The organism is Paenibacillus sp. FSL L8-0435, assembly GCF_037965655.1.
In the GTDB taxonomy this organism is placed as follows: Bacteria; Bacillota; Bacilli; order Paenibacillales; family Paenibacillaceae; genus Paenibacillus.
Window position 1 is genome coordinate 309508 of the sequence record NZ_CP150185.1, and the last position, 17250, is coordinate 326757.

The 17250-nt window shown below is 50.6% G+C and carries 7 protein-coding genes, 17 tRNA genes and 3 rRNA genes; all 27 read left to right on the top strand.

Going from position 1 to position 17250, the window contains the following annotated elements; all coding sequences use genetic code 11:
• Position 1 precedes the first annotated feature (1 nt).
• Positions 2–1870, top strand: coding sequence for a histidine kinase (locus tag NST33_RS01400; RefSeq protein ID WP_221822246.1), 1869 nt, complete (start codon positions 2–4; stop codon positions 1868–1870).
• A complete protein-coding gene (locus NST33_RS01405; RefSeq protein WP_221822244.1) occupies positions 1867–3471 on the top strand; it encodes a response regulator in 1605 nt (534 codons plus the stop codon). The genes NST33_RS01400 and NST33_RS01405 overlap by 4 nt, the downstream gene beginning before the upstream one ends.
• 51 nt (positions 3472–3522) lie before the next feature.
• Complete coding sequence (locus NST33_RS01410) at positions 3523–4068, top strand: GNAT family N-acetyltransferase (protein ID WP_221822242.1); 546 nt, start codon at positions 3523–3525, stop codon at positions 4066–4068.
• Between the two features lie 628 nt (positions 4069–4696).
• A 16S ribosomal RNA gene (locus tag NST33_RS01415) occupies positions 4697–6249 on the top strand.
• 305 nt (positions 6250–6554) lie between these two features.
• A 23S ribosomal RNA gene (locus NST33_RS01420) occupies positions 6555–9482 on the top strand.
• Positions 9483–9557: 75 nt separating this feature from the next.
• Positions 9558–9674: ribosomal RNA gene (gene rrf / locus NST33_RS01425) — 5S ribosomal RNA — on the top strand.
• Together the 16S, 23S and 5S rRNA genes with 17 tRNA genes alongside form the textbook arrangement of a ribosomal RNA operon.
• 38 nt (positions 9675–9712) lie before the next feature.
• Positions 9713–9786 (top strand) — tRNA-Ile (locus NST33_RS01430).
• 35 nt (positions 9787–9821) lie between these two features.
• Positions 9822–9897, top strand: a tRNA-Ala gene (locus NST33_RS01435).
• A 1-nt stretch (position 9898) separates the two neighbouring features.
• Positions 9899–9974 (top strand) — tRNA-Asn (locus NST33_RS01440).
• Positions 9975–9978: 4 nt separating this feature from the next.
• Positions 9979–10050: transfer RNA gene (locus NST33_RS01445), tRNA-Glu, on the top strand.
• A 6-nt stretch (positions 10051–10056) separates the two neighbouring features.
• Positions 10057–10132: transfer RNA gene (locus NST33_RS01450), tRNA-Val, on the top strand.
• A 17-nt stretch (positions 10133–10149) separates the two neighbouring features.
• Positions 10150–10223: transfer RNA gene (locus NST33_RS01455), tRNA-Met, on the top strand.
• 27 nt (positions 10224–10250) lie between these two features.
• Positions 10251–10328: transfer RNA gene (locus NST33_RS01460), tRNA-Asp, on the top strand.
• A 16-nt stretch (positions 10329–10344) separates the two neighbouring features.
• Positions 10345–10420, top strand: a tRNA-Phe gene (locus tag NST33_RS01465).
• A 20-nt stretch (positions 10421–10440) separates the two neighbouring features.
• Positions 10441–10516, top strand: a tRNA-Thr gene (locus NST33_RS01470).
• A 9-nt stretch (positions 10517–10525) separates the two neighbouring features.
• A tRNA-Tyr gene (locus tag NST33_RS01475) sits at positions 10526–10611 on the top strand.
• Positions 10612–10621: 10 nt separating this feature from the next.
• A tRNA-Lys gene (locus NST33_RS01480) sits at positions 10622–10697 on the top strand.
• A gap of 6 nt (positions 10698–10703) precedes the next feature.
• A tRNA-Leu gene (locus tag NST33_RS01485) sits at positions 10704–10784 on the top strand.
• Positions 10785–10794: 10 nt separating this feature from the next.
• Positions 10795–10869, top strand: a tRNA-Gly gene (locus NST33_RS01490).
• 7 nt (positions 10870–10876) lie between these two features.
• A tRNA-Arg gene (locus NST33_RS01495) sits at positions 10877–10953 on the top strand.
• Positions 10954–10970: 17 nt separating this feature from the next.
• Positions 10971–11049, top strand: a tRNA-Leu gene (locus tag NST33_RS01500).
• 7 nt (positions 11050–11056) lie between these two features.
• Positions 11057–11130, top strand: a tRNA-Pro gene (locus tag NST33_RS01505).
• A gap of 12 nt (positions 11131–11142) precedes the next feature.
• Positions 11143–11213, top strand: a tRNA-Gly gene (locus NST33_RS01510).
• Positions 11214–11603: 390 nt separating this feature from the next.
• Complete coding sequence (gene iolD, locus NST33_RS01515; protein ID WP_339306495.1) at positions 11604–13469, top strand: 3D-(3,5/4)-trihydroxycyclohexane-1,2-dione acylhydrolase (decyclizing); 1866 nt, start codon at positions 11604–11606, stop codon at positions 13467–13469.
• Between the two features lie 53 nt (positions 13470–13522).
• The gene (gene iolE, locus NST33_RS01520) at positions 13523–14425 is read left to right on the top strand and encodes a myo-inosose-2 dehydratase (RefSeq protein ID WP_221824328.1); all 903 of its coding nucleotides are present in this window, start codon (positions 13523–13525) and stop codon (positions 14423–14425) included.
• A gap of 199 nt (positions 14426–14624) precedes the next feature.
• Positions 14625–15635 (top strand): 5-dehydro-2-deoxygluconokinase, encoded by a 1011-nt coding sequence (iolC, locus tag NST33_RS01525; RefSeq protein WP_047841171.1) that lies wholly within the window; start codon positions 14625–14627, stop codon positions 15633–15635.
• 98 nt (positions 15636–15733) lie between these two features.
• The gene (locus NST33_RS01530; protein ID WP_313771506.1) at positions 15734–17209 is read left to right on the top strand and encodes a CoA-acylating methylmalonate-semialdehyde dehydrogenase; all 1476 of its coding nucleotides are present in this window, start codon (positions 15734–15736) and stop codon (positions 17207–17209) included.
• Positions 17210–17250 lie beyond the last annotated feature (41 nt).

Below are 17250 nucleotides of genomic sequence, written 5' to 3' on the forward strand. Positions count from 1 at the left end.
CATGGGGAAAGGAAGATGGTCTTCATTCATTAATCAAAAGCTGCAACAAAGCAAGCTCTCCACGTTGATGGTGACTTGCTTTATTGCGTTTAACCTCCTGCTCGTCTCGGTTGTGGTCTGGCTGGCATATCAGTCTTTCTCCACGGTCACATTTGCCGAGATTAGCAAAGCACGTCTGGCTCTTCTGAACGAAAGCACACGTCGGGGATTTGATTTTATCACAGGGGTAACTGGAACCGCTTATGCCTTGGCAAGCAATCGGGAACTGTCCAGTCTGCTCGAAACGGCTGATACGGGCAGGCTTGCACAGATTCACCAGCGGAGAGAGGTCTCTCGAATTCTGGATCATACCATGGTCGTGAGTGAAGGCATCACTTCCATTGAACTGTATACGGATGTCTTTAATGAAGTGACAGTGACTATGGCTGATCGCATATTTCCGGTGGACACCATCGCACACGACTCTTGGTTTGCTACGCTTGAAAAGGCTGATGCCGCTTGGGTTCCGCTGCGTGAGAACGAATCAGGCCAATCCCTGGTCGGATACGCCCAACGGATTTTCGACAGTCGTGGAGGGACGGTTGCCTATGTGCTCATTCGACTGAGCAGAGCGGACATCGTACGCAGGTTTGCCGATGTACCCATGGTGCTTGATGGAAAAGTCCTGTTGGTAGATACCGCTGGTAATGTCGTAATGCAGATGGGGAGAGTTGATCCAGCAGGGGAGAAGGAACGAGCGGATAGAAGAAATGAAGCGAGTACAGTACAGGAACCGGGTGGAGCTGTAAATTCATCTTCTTCTATTATAGATAGTGCATGGATTCAGGAACATGTCCAACCTGGTGCAGACGGATACGAAGTGGTTTCCGGCCAACCCGGAGGTGCTCAATTGGTGCTGTACTCCAGGCCAGCCATGCTTCAGTGGCGCCTTGTACAGACTATTCCGGTATATACACTGTTATCTCCGCTCAGACAAGCGGGCTGGCAGATCCTTGGCATCGCCGTACTTGGACTATTATGCTCGGCTGTGCTGGCGTACCTGTTTGTAAGGCAGATCATCCGGCCTTTACGACAATTGATCAAGCGAATGAGACAACTGGAGAAAGGGGACTTCGATACCCGGGTCCAACTCTCATTTACGGAGGAATATGCCCACTTGGCTTATGGCTTTAATCATATGGCTTCACAGCTCACGACGCTGATGGAACAGGTGAAGGATGAGAGCCGGGCCAAGCGTGAAGCCCAGACGGGCTTGCTTGAGGCCCAGATCAAACCCCATTTTCTATACAACACCCTCGACATGATCCACTGGCGCGCACTCGATTACGAAGCCAAGGATATCAGTCGTATGATTGTACAACTCAGTAAGCTGTTACGGATCGGACTGAGTGGAGGGAGATTGTTTATACGGGTTCGTGATGAGTTGGAACATGCCCGTTGCTACGTTAACATCCAGTCAGAGCGGCTACCGTTCTCCATTCAATATCAGGAGCAGATCGATCCGCATATTCGCGGTTGTTACATTCCCAAAATCATTTTGCAGCCCTTCATCGAAAATGCCGTTATGCACGGGCACCCTGAAGAAGGCACACTTCGAATTCAGGTGTATATGCACGAAGAGGTTGGCCCGCATGAGGATATCGTCATTCGTATCACGGATAATGGGCGGGGTTTGCCGGAGGGGTGGAAACTCGAAGAGACGTGTGGCATCGGCGTACGGAATGTACATCAGCGCATTCAGCTTTATTGTGGGAAGAGATATGGTGTTCAACTGAGCGATAGAGCGTCAGGTGGCGTGGAAGTGACCATTACGCTGCCGCGTATTGAGACCGACGAGCAATTAAATCTATGGCTGGACGGTGAAAAATGATGAAGACCATTATGCTTGTTGATGACGATCCTCATATTGTAAAGGCATTAACAGATCATATCGATTGGCCTTCTCTAGGCCTCAGCATTGCAGGCACTGCTTCCAATGGCTTGGATGCGCTGGAGCTGTTTCACCGCATGCATCCAGATGTCGTTATGACTGACGTCTACCTGCCGGGGATGACCGGGCTTGAGATCACACAGACGTTGCGCCGTGATCATCCCCACTTGCCGATCATCATTCTTAGTGGATATGACGAATTCGAGAACGCCCGGGCAGCCATGCGTTGGGGTGTGAATCACTTTTTGCTGAAGCCGGCAGAGGTTGAGGAGATTGAATCTGTGCTGCGGGAGGTGCTACTGGAACAAGATGTGAGAGAGCGGCATGAGCGGCTGGAGCAGACATACAAGCAGGAGGTCGGACGGGTACTTCCGTATTTGCGCAAACAATTTCTTCACGAACTGCTGACTACGCGATATCGGGCTGACGAGCTGCCTAAAGAACGCATGGACTATATAGGTATTCATATGTCCTCACAGACACGCGCCATTAGTCTGCAACTGAATCGCCCCGTGTTTTTGACTCGAATGAAAGAACGGGATTGGCAGCTTCTCCGCTATGGGGCGGCCGATATTATTCAGGAGACGGTGAAGGAGCAAGCGGCGTGCCTAAATGGTCAGGTAGAGATTGTTGATTATTCGGATCAGGTATTTGTGTTGCTTCTATTAGGAGATAAAGATTATCTGGAGGAATGTCTGCCACTTGTGGAGCGGATGATCGATCAGATCTTTACGTATCTGAAAATTGAAGTGAGTGCTGGAATCGGAAGATCCAAGAGTCACCCATGTGAGGTGATAGATTCCTATCTCGAGAGCAGGGAAGCGGTGGAAACAGCAGAGTTTCAAGGTGGAAGTCGTATCTACCATTATGAAACATCAAAGGAAACAGAACCAAGTGTGACCGATTATTCATTATTGCTTCGTCAATGGAATGAGGCTTGGACGGATATTCGACCTGACCTGGCGGAAGAGATATGGCATCATATTTGCCTTTTGCTGAAAGAGGGGAAATGTGTTGGGATACAGGATGTACAGGTTGTGGCCGTCAGTTTGTTTGACACATTGATGCATAGCTGGAACCGACTTCACCCTATGTTAACGCCGCCGCTGGCGATGAGTGATTTTCTGCGTGAAATTCAATCGAAATATGCTTTGCATGATCTGGTAAACTGGATGGATCGTATTATCTGCGACTGGCTGGAACAGATACGTAAGGAGATGGGCGAGAAGAAAAGCAATAAACTTATCGAGCAGGTGAAACAGTATGTAGAGCTTCATTACGCCGAAGAGATTAGTTTTGAAGCGATAGCCAAGGGGCTGTTTGTACATCCGAAGTATCTGAGTCAATTGTTCAAAAGGGTGACCGGTGAGAATTTCGTGAGTTATTTGAACGGGTACCGGATTCAGAGAGCGTTGGAACTGTTGCAGTCGGGACATTACATGGTATATGAGGTGAGCGAGATGACGGGGTTCCGTAATGCGACGTATTTCAGCCAGGTGTTCAAAATGCTTACGGGCAAGAGTCCGTCTGAGGTGGGGTAGGGCGATACAGGTACAGTAATTATACAGAGCGGAAGAGGAGATCTGGTTCTTATGATGATCGATCGGCAGGAATATAACATTAAAGGCTTATCTTACTCCATTAGATCAGCAGAGGAAAAGGATGCTGAGGCCTTGTCTTTACTACGTGTACAAATCGATGGGGAAACCGAGAACATGGATCGTGAAGAGGGTGAGGCGTATATCGACGCAGCCGGGTTTAGGCGGATCATCCATTTGGACACTGAGAAGTCACGGAATCTGTTCCTTGTTGCTGTGGCGGCGGGCGAGATTGTGGGATACTCCCGATGTGAAGGTACAGAGTTGAAGCGCTTTTGCCATAAAGTTGAGTTCGGCGTGTGTGTAGCCCGAGAGTTCTGGGGACATGGGATTGGTAAGAACCTGCTGGAGAAGTCGATAGAATGGGCAGACCAGACTGGTGTAGAGAAGATTGCGTTGAACGTGCTGGCATCCAACGATAAGGCAATCGAGTTATATCAAAAGAGAGGCTTCGGGATCGAAGGCATTTTGAAAAGGGATCGGCGACACACGGATGGACAGTATCACGACACGATAGTGATGGGCAGGTTCAGAGACTAATAGTATAAAAAGTGAAAGTAAAATCTATATAAGCCCACAGGATATGGAGTTCTATTGTTAGATTTGATACCGACATAATAGATAGCAGCGTTATTTAGTAGAAGTATTATGTTTCTTATCTTATAGAACGAATGTAATGATGTTGAAGGAGACTGTTTACAACCTATATTGAGATAGATTAGACCAGTGAGTGTAAATAGGGTATAGTGAAAGGATATTGCCATTGGAAAAAGAGATTATGAAGAGATTGAACTAGATATATAGTTAGCTTGGTAATGGGATATTTTACAAGTGGTAATTGTATTGTGCATATGATATATTCTATATCCGGCCAAAAAAACACGAGAAACAAAGTGTTGCAGGTGAAACAAATAAGCTTCGAAAGAAACTTAAAAAAGAGCTTGCTAAGTTGGTTCGGAAGTGTTATGATATAAAAGTTGCTGAGGAGAACAACGCTCGGTAACGAAACGAGTTTGATCTTTGAAAACTGAACAACGAGTGAGTAAACATTCTGCTTGCAGAATGAACGCAAAAGTTGGAGACAAGCCTTGGCTTGAGTCGACTGGAGCACAAATGAGATTTTTAATCTCGTCAGATTCAAAATGAGCTTATCGCTCTTTTCAATACTTTATTGGAGAGTTTGATCCTGGCTCAGGACGAACGCTGGCGGCATGCCTAATACATGCAAGTCGAGCGGAGTTGATAGGAAGCTTGCTTCCTTGATACTTAGCGGCGGACGGGTGAGTAACACGTAGGCAACCTGCCCTCAAGTTTGGGACAACTACCGGAAACGGTAGCTAATACCGAATAATTGTTTTCTTCGCCTGAAGGAAACTGGAAAGACGGAGCAATCTGTCACTTGGGGATGGGCCTGCGGCGCATTAGCTAGTTGGTGGGGTAACGGCTCACCAAGGCGACGATGCGTAGCCGACCTGAGAGGGTGATCGGCCACACTGGGACTGAGACACGGCCCAGACTCCTACGGGAGGCAGCAGTAGGGAATCTTCCGCAATGGGCGAAAGCCTGACGGAGCAATGCCGCGTGAGTGATGAAGGTTTTCGGATCGTAAAGCTCTGTTGCCAGGGAAGAACGCTTGGGAGAGTAACTGCTCTCAAGGTGACGGTACCTGAGAAGAAAGCCCCGGCTAACTACGTGCCAGCAGCCGCGGTAATACGTAGGGGGCAAGCGTTGTCCGGAATTATTGGGCGTAAAGCGCGCGCAGGCGGTCATTTAAGTCTGGTGTTTAATCCCGGGGCTCAACCCCGGATCGCACTGGAAACTGGGTGACTTGAGTGCAGAAGAGGAGAGTGGAATTCCACGTGTAGCGGTGAAATGCGTAGATATGTGGAGGAACACCAGTGGCGAAGGCGACTCTCTGGGCTGTAACTGACGCTGAGGCGCGAAAGCGTGGGGAGCAAACAGGATTAGATACCCTGGTAGTCCACGCCGTAAACGATGAGTGCTAGGTGTTAGGGGTTTCGATACCCTTGGTGCCGAAGTTAACACATTAAGCACTCCGCCTGGGGAGTACGGTCGCAAGACTGAAACTCAAAGGAATTGACGGGGACCCGCACAAGCAGTGGAGTATGTGGTTTAATTCGAAGCAACGCGAAGAACCTTACCAGGTCTTGACATCTGAATGACCGGTGCAGAGATGTACCTTTTCTTCGGAACATTCAAGACAGGTGGTGCATGGTTGTCGTCAGCTCGTGTCGTGAGATGTTGGGTTAAGTCCCGCAACGAGCGCAACCCTTATATTTAGTTGCCAGCACTTCGGGTGGGCACTCTAGATAGACTGCCGGTGACAAACCGGAGGAAGGTGGGGATGACGTCAAATCATCATGCCCCTTATGACCTGGGCTACACACGTACTACAATGGCCGGTACAACGGGCTGCGAAATCGCGAGATGGAGCCAATCCCAACAAAGCCGGTCTCAGTTCGGATTGCAGGCTGCAACTCGCCTGCATGAAGTCGGAATTGCTAGTAATCGCGGATCAGCATGCCGCGGTGAATACGTTCCCGGGTCTTGTACACACCGCCCGTCACACCACGAGAGTTTATAACACCCGAAGTCGGTGGGGTAACCGCAAGGAGCCAGCCGCCGAAGGTGGGATAGATGATTGGGGTGAAGTCGTAACAAGGTAGCCGTATCGGAAGGTGCGGCTGGATCACCTCCTTTCTATGGAGAATCGTTTCCCGAGTGGAAACATTCAAAACTGCAGCTTAGCTGCAAAACACTCACTCGTTGCTCAGTTTTGAGAGCTCAAACTCTCAAACAGCTTGCTTTTGCATGGAGCTTGTTCTTTGAAAACTAGATATCGAAACGAAACAAACGCGAATTAGAACATTCCTTTTTAGCTGAACTTGTGTTAAACAAGTTTAAATAAAAACGGTAGATTGCACGTACGATGGTATCGGGTGAGAGCGACTTTTGGCTTTGCGCAAGCAAAACAAGGGAAGCGAGCAGTCGAAACCGGAGCACGAGGTTAAGCTACTAAGAGCACACGGAGGATGCCTAGGCGCTAGGAGCCGATGAAGGACGTGGCGAACAACGAAACTGCCTCGGGGAGCTGTAAGCAAGCTTTGATCCGGGGGTGTCCGAATGGGGAAACCCAGCTGGGGTAATTTCCAGTTACTCATAACTGAATACATAGGTTATGTAGAGGCATACCAGGGGAACTGAAACATCTAAGTACCCTGAGGAAGAGAAAACAATAGTGATTCCGTCAGTAGCGGCGAGCGAACGCGGAGAAGCCCAAACCAGAGAGCTTGCTCTTTGGGGTTGTGGGACGTCTCACATGGAGTTACAAAGGAACCGGTTAAGCGAAGAGGTCTGGAAAGGCCCGCCAAAGAAGGTAAAAGCCCTGTAATTGAAAGTCTGTTCCCTCCGAGACGGATCCCGAGTAGTGCGGGGCACGTGAAACCCCGTATGAATCCGGCAGGACCATCTGCCAAGGCTAAATACTTCCTAGCGACCGATAGTGAAGCAGTACCGTGAGGGAAAGGTGAAAAGCACCCCGGAAGGGGAGTGAAATAGAACCTGAAACCGTGTGCTTACAAAAAGTCAGAGCCCGTTTTAGGGGTGATGGCGTGCCTTTTGTAGAATGAACCGGCGAGTTACGTTCCCGTGCAAGGTTAAGGTGAAGAGCCGGAGCCGCAGCGAAAGCGAGTCTGAATAGGGCGACTTAGTACGTGGACGTAGACCCGAAACCGGGTGATCTACCCCTGTCCAGGGTGAAGGTGCGGTAACACGCACTGGAGGCCCGAACCCACGCATGTTGAAAAATGCGGGGATGAGGTGGGGGTAGCGGAGAAATTCCAATCGAACTCGGAGATAGCTGGTTCTCCCCGAAATAGCTTTAGGGCTAGCCTCGGAAAACAGAGTCGTGGAGGTAGAGCACTGATTGGGTGCGGGGCCCGCAAGGGTTACCAAGCTCAGTCAAACTCCGAATGCCATAGACTTACTTCCGGGAGTCAGACAGTGAGTGCTAAGATCCATTGTCAAAAGGGAAACAGCCCAGACCATCAGCTAAGGTCCCCAAGTGTGTGTTAAGTGGGAAAGGATGTGGAGTTGCACAGACAACCAGGATGTTGGCTTAGAAGCAGCCACCATTGAAAGAGTGCGTAATAGCTCACTGGTCGAGTGACTCTGCGCCGAAAATGTAACGGGGCTAAACACACCACCGAAGCTATGGCTTGATGCTTTGCATCAGGGGTAGGGGAGCGTTGTATAAGGGTTGAAGGTGTACCGTAAGGAGCGCTGGACATTATACAAGTGAGAATGCCGGTATGAGTAACGAAAAGATCAGTGAGAATCTGATCCGCCGAAAGCCTAAGGGTTCCTGAGGAAGGCTCGTCCGCTCAGGGTAAGTCGGGACCTAAGGCGAGGCCGAAAGGCGTAGTCGAAGGACAACAGGTCGAAATTCCTGTACCACCGTAAGCCGTTATGAGCAATGGGGGGACGCAGTAGGGTAGTGACGCGGACTGATGGATGTCCGTCTAAGCAGTGAGGCTGATGTGTAGGCAAATCCGCACATTGTAAGGCTGAGCTGTGATGGGGAGCGAAAATTACAGTAGCGAAGGTCATGATCTCACACTGCCAAGAAAAGCCTCTAGCCAGGTGATGGTGCCCGTACCGCAAACCGACACAGGTAGGCGAGAAGAGTATTCTAAGGCGCGCGGAAGAACTCTCGTTAAGGAACTCGGCAAAATGACCCCGTAACTTCGGGAGAAGGGGTGCCCCGGTAGTGTGAATAGCACGAGGGGGCCGCAGTGAAAAGGCCCAAGCGACTGTTTAGCAAAAACACAGGTCTGTGCGAAGCCGTAAGGCGAAGTATACGGGCTGACGCCTGCCCGGTGCTGGAAGGTTAAGGGGAGTGGTTAGGGAGTAATCCCGAAGCTGTGAACCGAAGCCCCAGTAAACGGCGGCCGTAACTATAACGGTCCTAAGGTAGCGAAATTCCTTGTCAGGTAAATTCTGACCCGCACGAATGGCGTAACGACTTGGGCGCTGTCTCAACGAGAGATCCGGTGAAATTTTAATACCTGTGAAGATGCAGGTTACCCGCGACAAGACGGAAAGACCCCATGGAGCTTTACTGCAGCTTGATATTGAATTTGGGTACGATCTGTACAGGATAGGTGGGAGCCTTTGAAGCATGAGCGCCAGCTTGTGTGGAGGCAACGTTGGGATACCACCCTGATCGTATCTAGGTTCTAACCTGGTACCGTAATCCGGTGCGGGGACAGTGTCAGGTGGGCAGTTTGACTGGGGCGGTCGCCTCCTAAAGAGTAACGGAGGCGCCCAAAGGTTCCCTCAGAATGGTTGGAAATCATTCGAAGAGTGCAAAGGCATAAGGGAGCTTGACTGCGAGACCTACAAGTCGAGCAGGGACGAAAGTCGGGCTTAGTGATCCGGTGGTACCGCATGGAAGGGCCATCGCTCAACGGATAAAAGCTACCCTGGGGATAACAGGCTTATCTCCCCCAAGAGTCCACATCGACGGGGAGGTTTGGCACCTCGATGTCGGCTCATCGCATCCTGGGGCTGAAGTAGGTCCCAAGGGTTGGGCTGTTCGCCCATTAAAGCGGTACGCGAGCTGGGTTCAGAACGTCGTGAGACAGTTCGGTCCCTATCTGTCGTGGGCGTAGGAAATTTGAGAGGAGCTGTCCTTAGTACGAGAGGACCGGGATGGACGTACCGCTGGTGTACCAGTTGTTCCGCCAGGAGCACCGCTGGGTAGCTATGTACGGACGGGATAAACGCTGAAAGCATCTAAGCGTGAAGCCCCCCTCAAGATGAGATTTCCCAGTATGTAAGACCCCTTGAAGACGACGAGGTAGATAGGCTGGGGGTGGAAGTGCAGCAATGCATGGAGCTGACCAGTACTAATCGGTCGAGGGCTTATCCAATAGCAAGTTGTAATTCGCGTGTTTCGTTTCGAATCTAGTTTTCAGAGAACAACACTCTGAAATGTAAGCTACGCGTTTGGTGGCGATGGCGGAGGGGTTCCACACGTACCCATCCCGAACACGACCGTTAAGCCCTCTAGCGCCGATGGTACTTGGACCGCAGGGTCCTGGGAGAGTAGGACGCCGCCAAGCGAAACCCCATTGGGGTATTTTTTTTCGAAAATTGATAAGGGCCCTTAGCTCAGTTGGTTAGAGCGCACCTCTGATAAGGGTGAGGCCGGTGGTTCGAGTCCACCAGGGCCCATAGCAAGACCACAACAAGAAATACACCAGAGTTATGGGGCCATAGCTCAGCTGGGAGAGCGCCTGCCTTGCAAGCAGGAGGTCAGCGGTTCGATCCCGCTTGGCTCCACCATTCCCTGATAGCTCAGTTGGTAGAGCACTCGACTGTTAATCGAGTTGTCACAGGTTCGAGCCCTGTTCGGGGAGCCAGTAAGGCCCGTTGGTCAAGGGGTTAAGACACCTCCCTTTCACGGAGGTAACAGGGGTTCGAATCCCCTACGGGTCATAATATGGAGGCTTAGCTCAGCTGGGAGAGCATCTGCCTTACAAGCAGAGGGTCGGGGGTTCGATCCCCTCAGCCTCCACCATATAAACTTTATAACGACGCGGGGTGGAGCAGCCCGGTAGCTCGTCGGGCTCATAACCCGAAGGCCGCAGGTTCAAATCCTGCCCCCGCAATTATACTTTCCTTTGAGAAAGTGATCTGGAACCGTGGTGTAGTTGGCCTAACATGCCTGCCTGTCACGCAGGAGATCGCGGGTTCGAATCCCGTCGGTTCCGCCATTTTTTATTTTAGTAAGGCTCGGTAGCTCAGTCGGTAGAGCAGAGGACTGAAAATCCTCGTGTCGGCGGTTCGATTCCGTCCCGAGCCACCATTTATAACACTATGTAATACGCCGGTGTAGCTCAACTGGTAGAGCAACTGACTTGTAATCAGTAGGTTGGGGGTTCAAGTCCTCTCGCCGGCACCATGTAATCCTGGAGGATTAGCGAAGCGGCCAAACGCATCAGACTGTAAATCTGCTCCCGTACGGGTTCGGTGGTTCGAATCCATCATCCTCCACCAGTTTTTCTATGAGTCATTAGCTCAGTTGGTAGAGCACCTGACTTTTAATCAGGGTGTCGAAGGTTCGAGCCCTTCATGACTCACCATTATATGCGCGTGTGGCGGAATTGGCAGACGCACTAGACTTAGGATCTAGCGTCTTTGACGTGGGGGTTCAAGTCCCTCCACGCGCATCCTTTATTTGCGGAAGTGGCTCAGCGGTAGAGCATCGCCTTGCCAAGGCGAGGGTCGCGGGTTCGATTCCCGTCTTCCGCTCCAATATTTTGCGCCCTTAGCTCAGCTGGATAGAGCGTTTGACTACGAATCAAAAGGCCGGGAGTTCGAATCTCTCAGGGCGCGCCATTATAACTTTATATTTTGCCGGCGTGGCGGAATGGCAGACGCGCTCGACTCAAAATCGAGTGGGAAACCGTGGAGGTTCGAGTCCTCTCGCCGGTATATATAACGGGATGTAGCTCAGCTTGGTAGAGCACCTGGTTTGGGACCAGGGGGTCGCATGTTCAAATCGTGTCATCCCGATTTTTTTTATTTGCGGGTGTAGTTCAATGGTAGAACTTTAGCCTTCCAAGCTAATAGCGTGGGTTCGATTCCCATCACCCGCTTAAATATTGATAAGAAAGAGATGGTATTCACCGTTTCTTTCTTTTTTTGCATTCACAGGCATATTGATCATAATTGTATACAAAGATCACGGATTATATGGCTGATTAGCATGTACCAGCATGTATCCCATCCTCATGATATATTTCCCCCCTTTTAAGTCTGTTCTTAGTCATTGTGGAAGTGTTCAAACAGAGAAGGTCTAGTGCATGTTCGAACACAAGAATATCTTTCCTTTACCGCATTTCATAAAAACGCTTACAAAAATAGCTTGCGTAAATCATTAACCTGTAATACCATATCAATTAAGCGCTTAACCTTTAGGGGTAAGGCGCTTAAACTTAACTTAGATTAAGCGCTTAACCCGTAAAGGAAAGGACGGCGATCAATTCATGAAAACAATTCGACTGACGATGGCTCAGGCACTGCTTCGATACCTGGATCAGCAATATATCTCGGTTGACGGGGTGGAAACCAAGTTTGTGAAGGGAATCATCGGTATTTTTGGACATGGCAATGTAACAGGCATTGGAGAAGCGCTAGAGCGCAGCCCGGGAAGCCTGACGTATATGCAAGGCAAGAACGAACAAGGCATGGTGCATACGGCAGCGGCTTATGCCAAGCAGAAGAATCGTAGACAGATCTATGCATGTACAACATCGATTGGACCTGGTGCTTTGAATATGATTACAGCCGCAGCTACTGCAACGGTGAACCGGATTCCGGTTTTATTGCTTCCTGGAGATAACTTTGCTACACGGGAACCGGACCCGGTACTTCAGCAGTTGGAAGTGAGCAGTGATTATACAATCTCAGCCACTGATCCATTCAAAGCCGTCAGCAAGTACTGGGATCGCATTGTTCGTCCCGAACAGTTGATGATTGCTGTTACACAGGCCATGCGTGTGCTAACCGATCCAGCAGAGACGGGAGCAGTAACGCTCGCACTGCCGCAGGATGTGCAGGCAGAGGCGTACGATTATCCAGAATCGTTCTTTGCCCGCAAAGTACATTATCTGGATCGTCGCCCCCCGGTACAGGCAGCCATTGAGCGGGCAACGGAGCAGATTGCCCGAGGCAGAAAGCCGCTGCTCGTTGCAGGCGGCGGTGTGTTGTACTCTGAGGCGTCCGCCCAGCTCGTGGAGTTCGCCGAGGCATTTGGTATTCCGATCGCCGAAACGCAGGCGGGCAAGAGCGCAATCTCTTGGGACCACCCACTAAATGTGGGGGCCATCGGGGTTACCGGCTCTCTGGCAGCCAATAGGCTGGCGAGAGAAGCGGATGTGGTGATCGGCGTCGGTACGCGGTTCTCGGATTTCACGACGGCGTCCCGCTCTGCTTTTCAACATCCGGAAGCTTCATTCATCAACATCAACTTGAACAGCATGGATGCAGCCAAGCTAGGCGGGGAAGCCATTCTGGCAGATGCACGCGAAGGATTGCAGGCTTTGCAGAAGGAATTGCAGGAAAGACAATACCGATGTGCATATGGCGCATCCGAAATCGCTGATCTCCGGGCTGAGTGGAATGCAGAAGTGGATCGGCTGTATGCAGCTCAACATGAAGCAGGGCTGGCACAGACTACAGCAGTTGGCATCGTTAACCGGACAATTGATCCATCCTCCGTTATTGTGTGTGCGGCGGGCAGTCTGCCGGGTGATCTGCATCGTCTGTGGCGTGCGGCTGAACCAAAGACGTATCACATGGAGTATGGGTTCTCCTGTATGGGGTACGAGGTAAGTGGAGCGTTCGGAGCAGCACTTGCCGAGCCGGATCGTGAAGTGTACGCCATGGTAGGGGATGGCAGTTATCTGATGCTGCATTCGGAGTTTGTGACCAGTCTGCAGGAACAGAAGAAGATGACTGTTCTATTATTCAACAACAATGGATTCCAGTGTATTCATAATTTGCAGCGGGAACATGGTAGTGACGGATTCGGCAATGAGTTCCGTTATCGGGAATCCGAGAGTGGACGACTGACCGGGGACTACATGCCAATGGACTTTGCTGCACACGCCCGAAGTATGGGAGCCAAATCCTATAGAGCGGAGACAGCAGAACAGCTGGAACAGGCACTCCGAGATGCGAAGAACGAAACAGTGAGTACGTTGATTGAGATTCCGGTCGTGCCTGGAACCAACGCAGGTGGATACGAGTCATGGTGGAATGTGGGTGTACCTGAGGTATCTGCCGAAGAAAAGGTAGTTCATGCTCATCAAACCATGCAAGCCAACCGTGCTAAAGCAAGACCGATTTAATCCAGTTTAATATAGTGAACCACAATGTTGAACGACAAAGGAGACGTGGAGCAATGAGCAAGCTGCCATTCCAGCTTGGGATTCATCCGATCAATTGGGTCGGTGAAGATGTGAAAGAGCATGGTGACGCGACAACGTGTGCACAGATTCTGGATGACATTCAGCGTCTTGGGCTGACAGGTACAGAGATGGGGCGTAAATATCCAACCGATCCTGATATATTGCGTGAGGAATTGAGTAAGAGGAATATCAAGCTGGTCTCCCAGTGGAAATCGGTACTTCTCTCCGATCCGGCGTATCGTCAGTCGGAGCTGGACAGTTATCGCAGACATGCGGAATTTCTACAATCCATGGGCAGTAAGGTGATTAGTACGGCGGAGGTAGGTGGGTCACTTCATTTTGATCCAAGACGTACTCCGCACGAAAAAGAAGTGCTCAGACTCAGTGAATCTGAATGGCATATCCTTGCTGAAGGATTGAACGAAGCAGGAGCTATTGCCCGCGAACACGGGTTGAAGCTCACATACCATCATCATGGAGGCACAGTGGTAGAGCAACCGGATGAGATTGATCGACTGATGGAGCTGACGGACCCTTCTCTCGTGTATCTACTCTATGACACAGGTCATGCCTACTATGGCGGAGCCGATCCACTTGAACTGCTGCGCAAACATTATGATCGGATCGCCTATATCCATCTGAAAGATATCCGCCCGCATGTGCTGGATGAAGCACGCGCGGAGCACTCTGACTTTGTCGGCTGTATTCGTAGAGGGGTGTTCACCGTACCAGGGGATGGATGCATTGATTTTGCACCAATTCTGCAGGAACTGATCACACGAGGGTACGATGGCTGGGCGATGCTTGAAGGAGAGCAGGACCCTGCGATTCATAACCCGTATGAGTATGCGAAGCGATCTTTGAACTATATGGAGTCGTTATACCAACACAGCTGATTCGTTTAGCATTGCAGCGGTCAGAGGCCACACCTATGAATTGAAAAAGGAAGAAGGCCAGCAAGAGTATAACGTTACGATTGGAAAATAAAACTGATTTACTCTAGCCGTTTACGAGTCCTTACGATGGAATGAGTAACTAGTCTAGATATCCATATACAACATGTAAAATCCCAACACAGAAAGGGGCTCACATGCAATGACCTATGTATCCTTTCCGGTATCCAGGAAGAAGGATTTCACCGCGATTGGCCGCTTGTGCATCGACTTGAACGCCAATGAGATCAATCGCCCGATGGAAGAGACGATGACGTTCACGAAGTATGTTGGCGGCTCTCCGGCCAATATTACGATTGGCATGTCCAGACTGGGTATGGAGACGGCTTTTATCGGTAAGATCGCGGGTGACCAGATGGGCAGATTCATCCAGAGTTATTTGGAGAAGAACGGCATCGACACATCGAATGTAGTTACAGATGACACCGGAGCGGTGACAGGGCTTGCTTTTACCGAAATCAAAAGCCCAACGGATTGCAGTATCCTGATGTACCGGGACAATGTAGCGGATCTGTTATTACAAGCGCAAGAAGTACAAGAGCAGTTGATTGCTGACTCCAAAGTGCTGCTAATCTCAGGCACAGCCCTCGCGCAAAGCCCATCCCGTGAAGCTGTATTACAGGCACTAACGTATGCGAAAAAACATGGCACAGTTATTGTGTTTGATCTGGACTATCGCCCATACACCTGGACATCAGATGAAGAGACAGCGGTCTATTACAACCTTGCAGCCGAGAAATGCGATATCATCCTGGGCACACGTGAGGAGTTCGACATGATGGAGACATTCGACCATAATCCGGATCATAGCGATCAGGTAACTGCACAGAAATGGTTTGATTTCTCAGCCAACATCGTTGTAATCAAACACGGCAAGGAAGGGTCCATTGCTTATACGCGTGAAGGGCTTTCCCACCGTGCGGATAGCTACCCGGCAAAAGTTGTAAAAACGTTTGGTGCAGGCGACTCCTACGCAGCCGGGTTCCTGTATGGATTGATGCAGGGTTGGACGATTGAGCGCAGCATGGCCTATGGCAGTGGCGCAGCAAGTATCGTTATTTCAAGCCACAGCTGTTCGGATGCAATGCCAACGGTCGAACAGGTAAATGACTACATTGAACGTTGCAATCGGGGCGAGATCACCGTGTCTTGAAGCTCGTTGCAATACTTTGAATAACACACTCATACAGATCTATAACAATGAACATGTTGAACATAAGGGATCACACATAAGCGAAGGGAGACAGGGCTATGGGAAAAGGAATTTCTGAAGCGTCTGCAACAGCGACAATGGTACAAAACTGGATCGGAGGTGCCTGGGTAACCCCAGTGTCAACTCGTACGGAGCCAGTGGTGAATCCGGCTACAGAAGAGGTTATTGCACATGTGCCACTGTCCGAACAAGCGGACGTGGATCTGGCGGTTCAGACAGCACGAGAAGCGTTCAAATCCTGGAGCAGCACACCGGTTCCACGCCGTGCACGTATTCTGTTCCGCTACCAGCAGTTGCTGGTTGAACATTGGGAAGAGCTCGCTCGCCTGGTGACACTGGAGAACGGTAAAAGTTATGCCGAAGCGTACGGCGAGGTATTACGTGGCATTGAATGCGTCGAGTTCGCGGCAGGTGCCCCGAATCTGATGATGGGCAAACAACTGCCTGACATCGCTACAGGGCTGGAGTCGGGCATGTATCGCTACCCGATCGGTGTTATTGGGGGAATTACCCCTTTCAACTTCCCGATGATGGTGCCGTGCTGGATGTTCCCGCTTGCTATTGCGTGTGGTAACACCTTTGTTCTGAAGCCATCCGAGCGTACACCGCTGCTGGCAGGCCGCTTGGCAGAGCTGTTCAAGGAAGCAGGGCTTCCGGACGGCGTGCTCAACATTGTTCACGGTTCGCATGATGTTGTGAACGGGTTGCTGGAACATAAGGATGTTCAAGCGATCTCCTTTGTCGGCTCACAACCTGTAGCTGAATACGTCTACACCACTGCATCCAAGCATGGCAAACGGGTACAGGCACTGGCTGGTGCCAAAAATCACTCCATCGTTATGCCGGACGCCGATCTCGATCTGACGGTGAAAGAGATTACGAGTGCAGCTTTTGGTTCAGCAGGGGAACGCTGCATGGCATGTGCGGTTGTTGTGGCTGTGGGTGATGTGGCTGACGAACTGGTACAAAAGCTGGTGGAAGCAGCAGACCGCATTACCATCGGTAACGGTATGGATGAGGGCGTGTTCCTCGGACCTGTCATCCGTGGACCACATAAAGAGCGCACACTCAGTTACATTGAAGCCGGAGAGCAGGAAGGCGCGGCTTTGATCCGGGATGGACGCAAAGATCAGGCAACAAGTGAATCCGGTTATTTTGTAGGGCCCACGGTATTCGACCAAGTTGAGAGCAATATGAAAATCTGGCAGGATGAGATCTTTGCTCCAGTACTCTCGGTAGCAAGAGTGTCTACGCTGGAGGAAGCCGTTGAGCTGGCGAACCGTTCCGACTTTGCCAACGGTGCGTGTCTGTTCACCCGCAGCGGGGCGAGTATGCGTCAATTCCGTGAAACGATTGATGCGGGCATGTTGGGAATTAACCTGGGCGTACCTGCGCCAATGGCATTCTTCCCGTTTTCGGGCTGGAAGAAGTCCTTCTACGGTGATCTTCACGCCAATGGCACGGATGGTGTTGAATTCTACACTCGCAAGAAGATGGTAACGGCGCGCTGGTAACAACCAGAGCATCACTCGGGCTAAGGGGAACGCCCAGCTCA

Coding starts and splice junctions, on each gene's coding strand:
- NST33_RS01400 (WP_221822246.1), top strand. CDS start 2: ATGGGGAAAGGAAGATGGTCTTCATTCATTAATCAAAAGCTGCAACAA.
- NST33_RS01405 (WP_221822244.1), top strand. CDS start 1,867: ATGATGAAGACCATTATGCTTGTTGATGACGATCCTCATATTGTAAAG.
- NST33_RS01410 (WP_221822242.1), top strand. CDS start 3,523: ATGATGATCGATCGGCAGGAATATAACATTAAAGGCTTATCTTACTCC.
- iolD (WP_339306495.1), top strand. CDS start 11,604: ATGAAAACAATTCGACTGACGATGGCTCAGGCACTGCTTCGATACCTG.
- iolE (WP_221824328.1), top strand. CDS start 13,523: ATGAGCAAGCTGCCATTCCAGCTTGGGATTCATCCGATCAATTGGGTC.
- iolC (WP_047841171.1), top strand. CDS start 14,625: ATGACCTATGTATCCTTTCCGGTATCCAGGAAGAAGGATTTCACCGCG.
- NST33_RS01530 (WP_313771506.1), top strand. CDS start 15,734: ATGGGAAAAGGAATTTCTGAAGCGTCTGCAACAGCGACAATGGTACAA.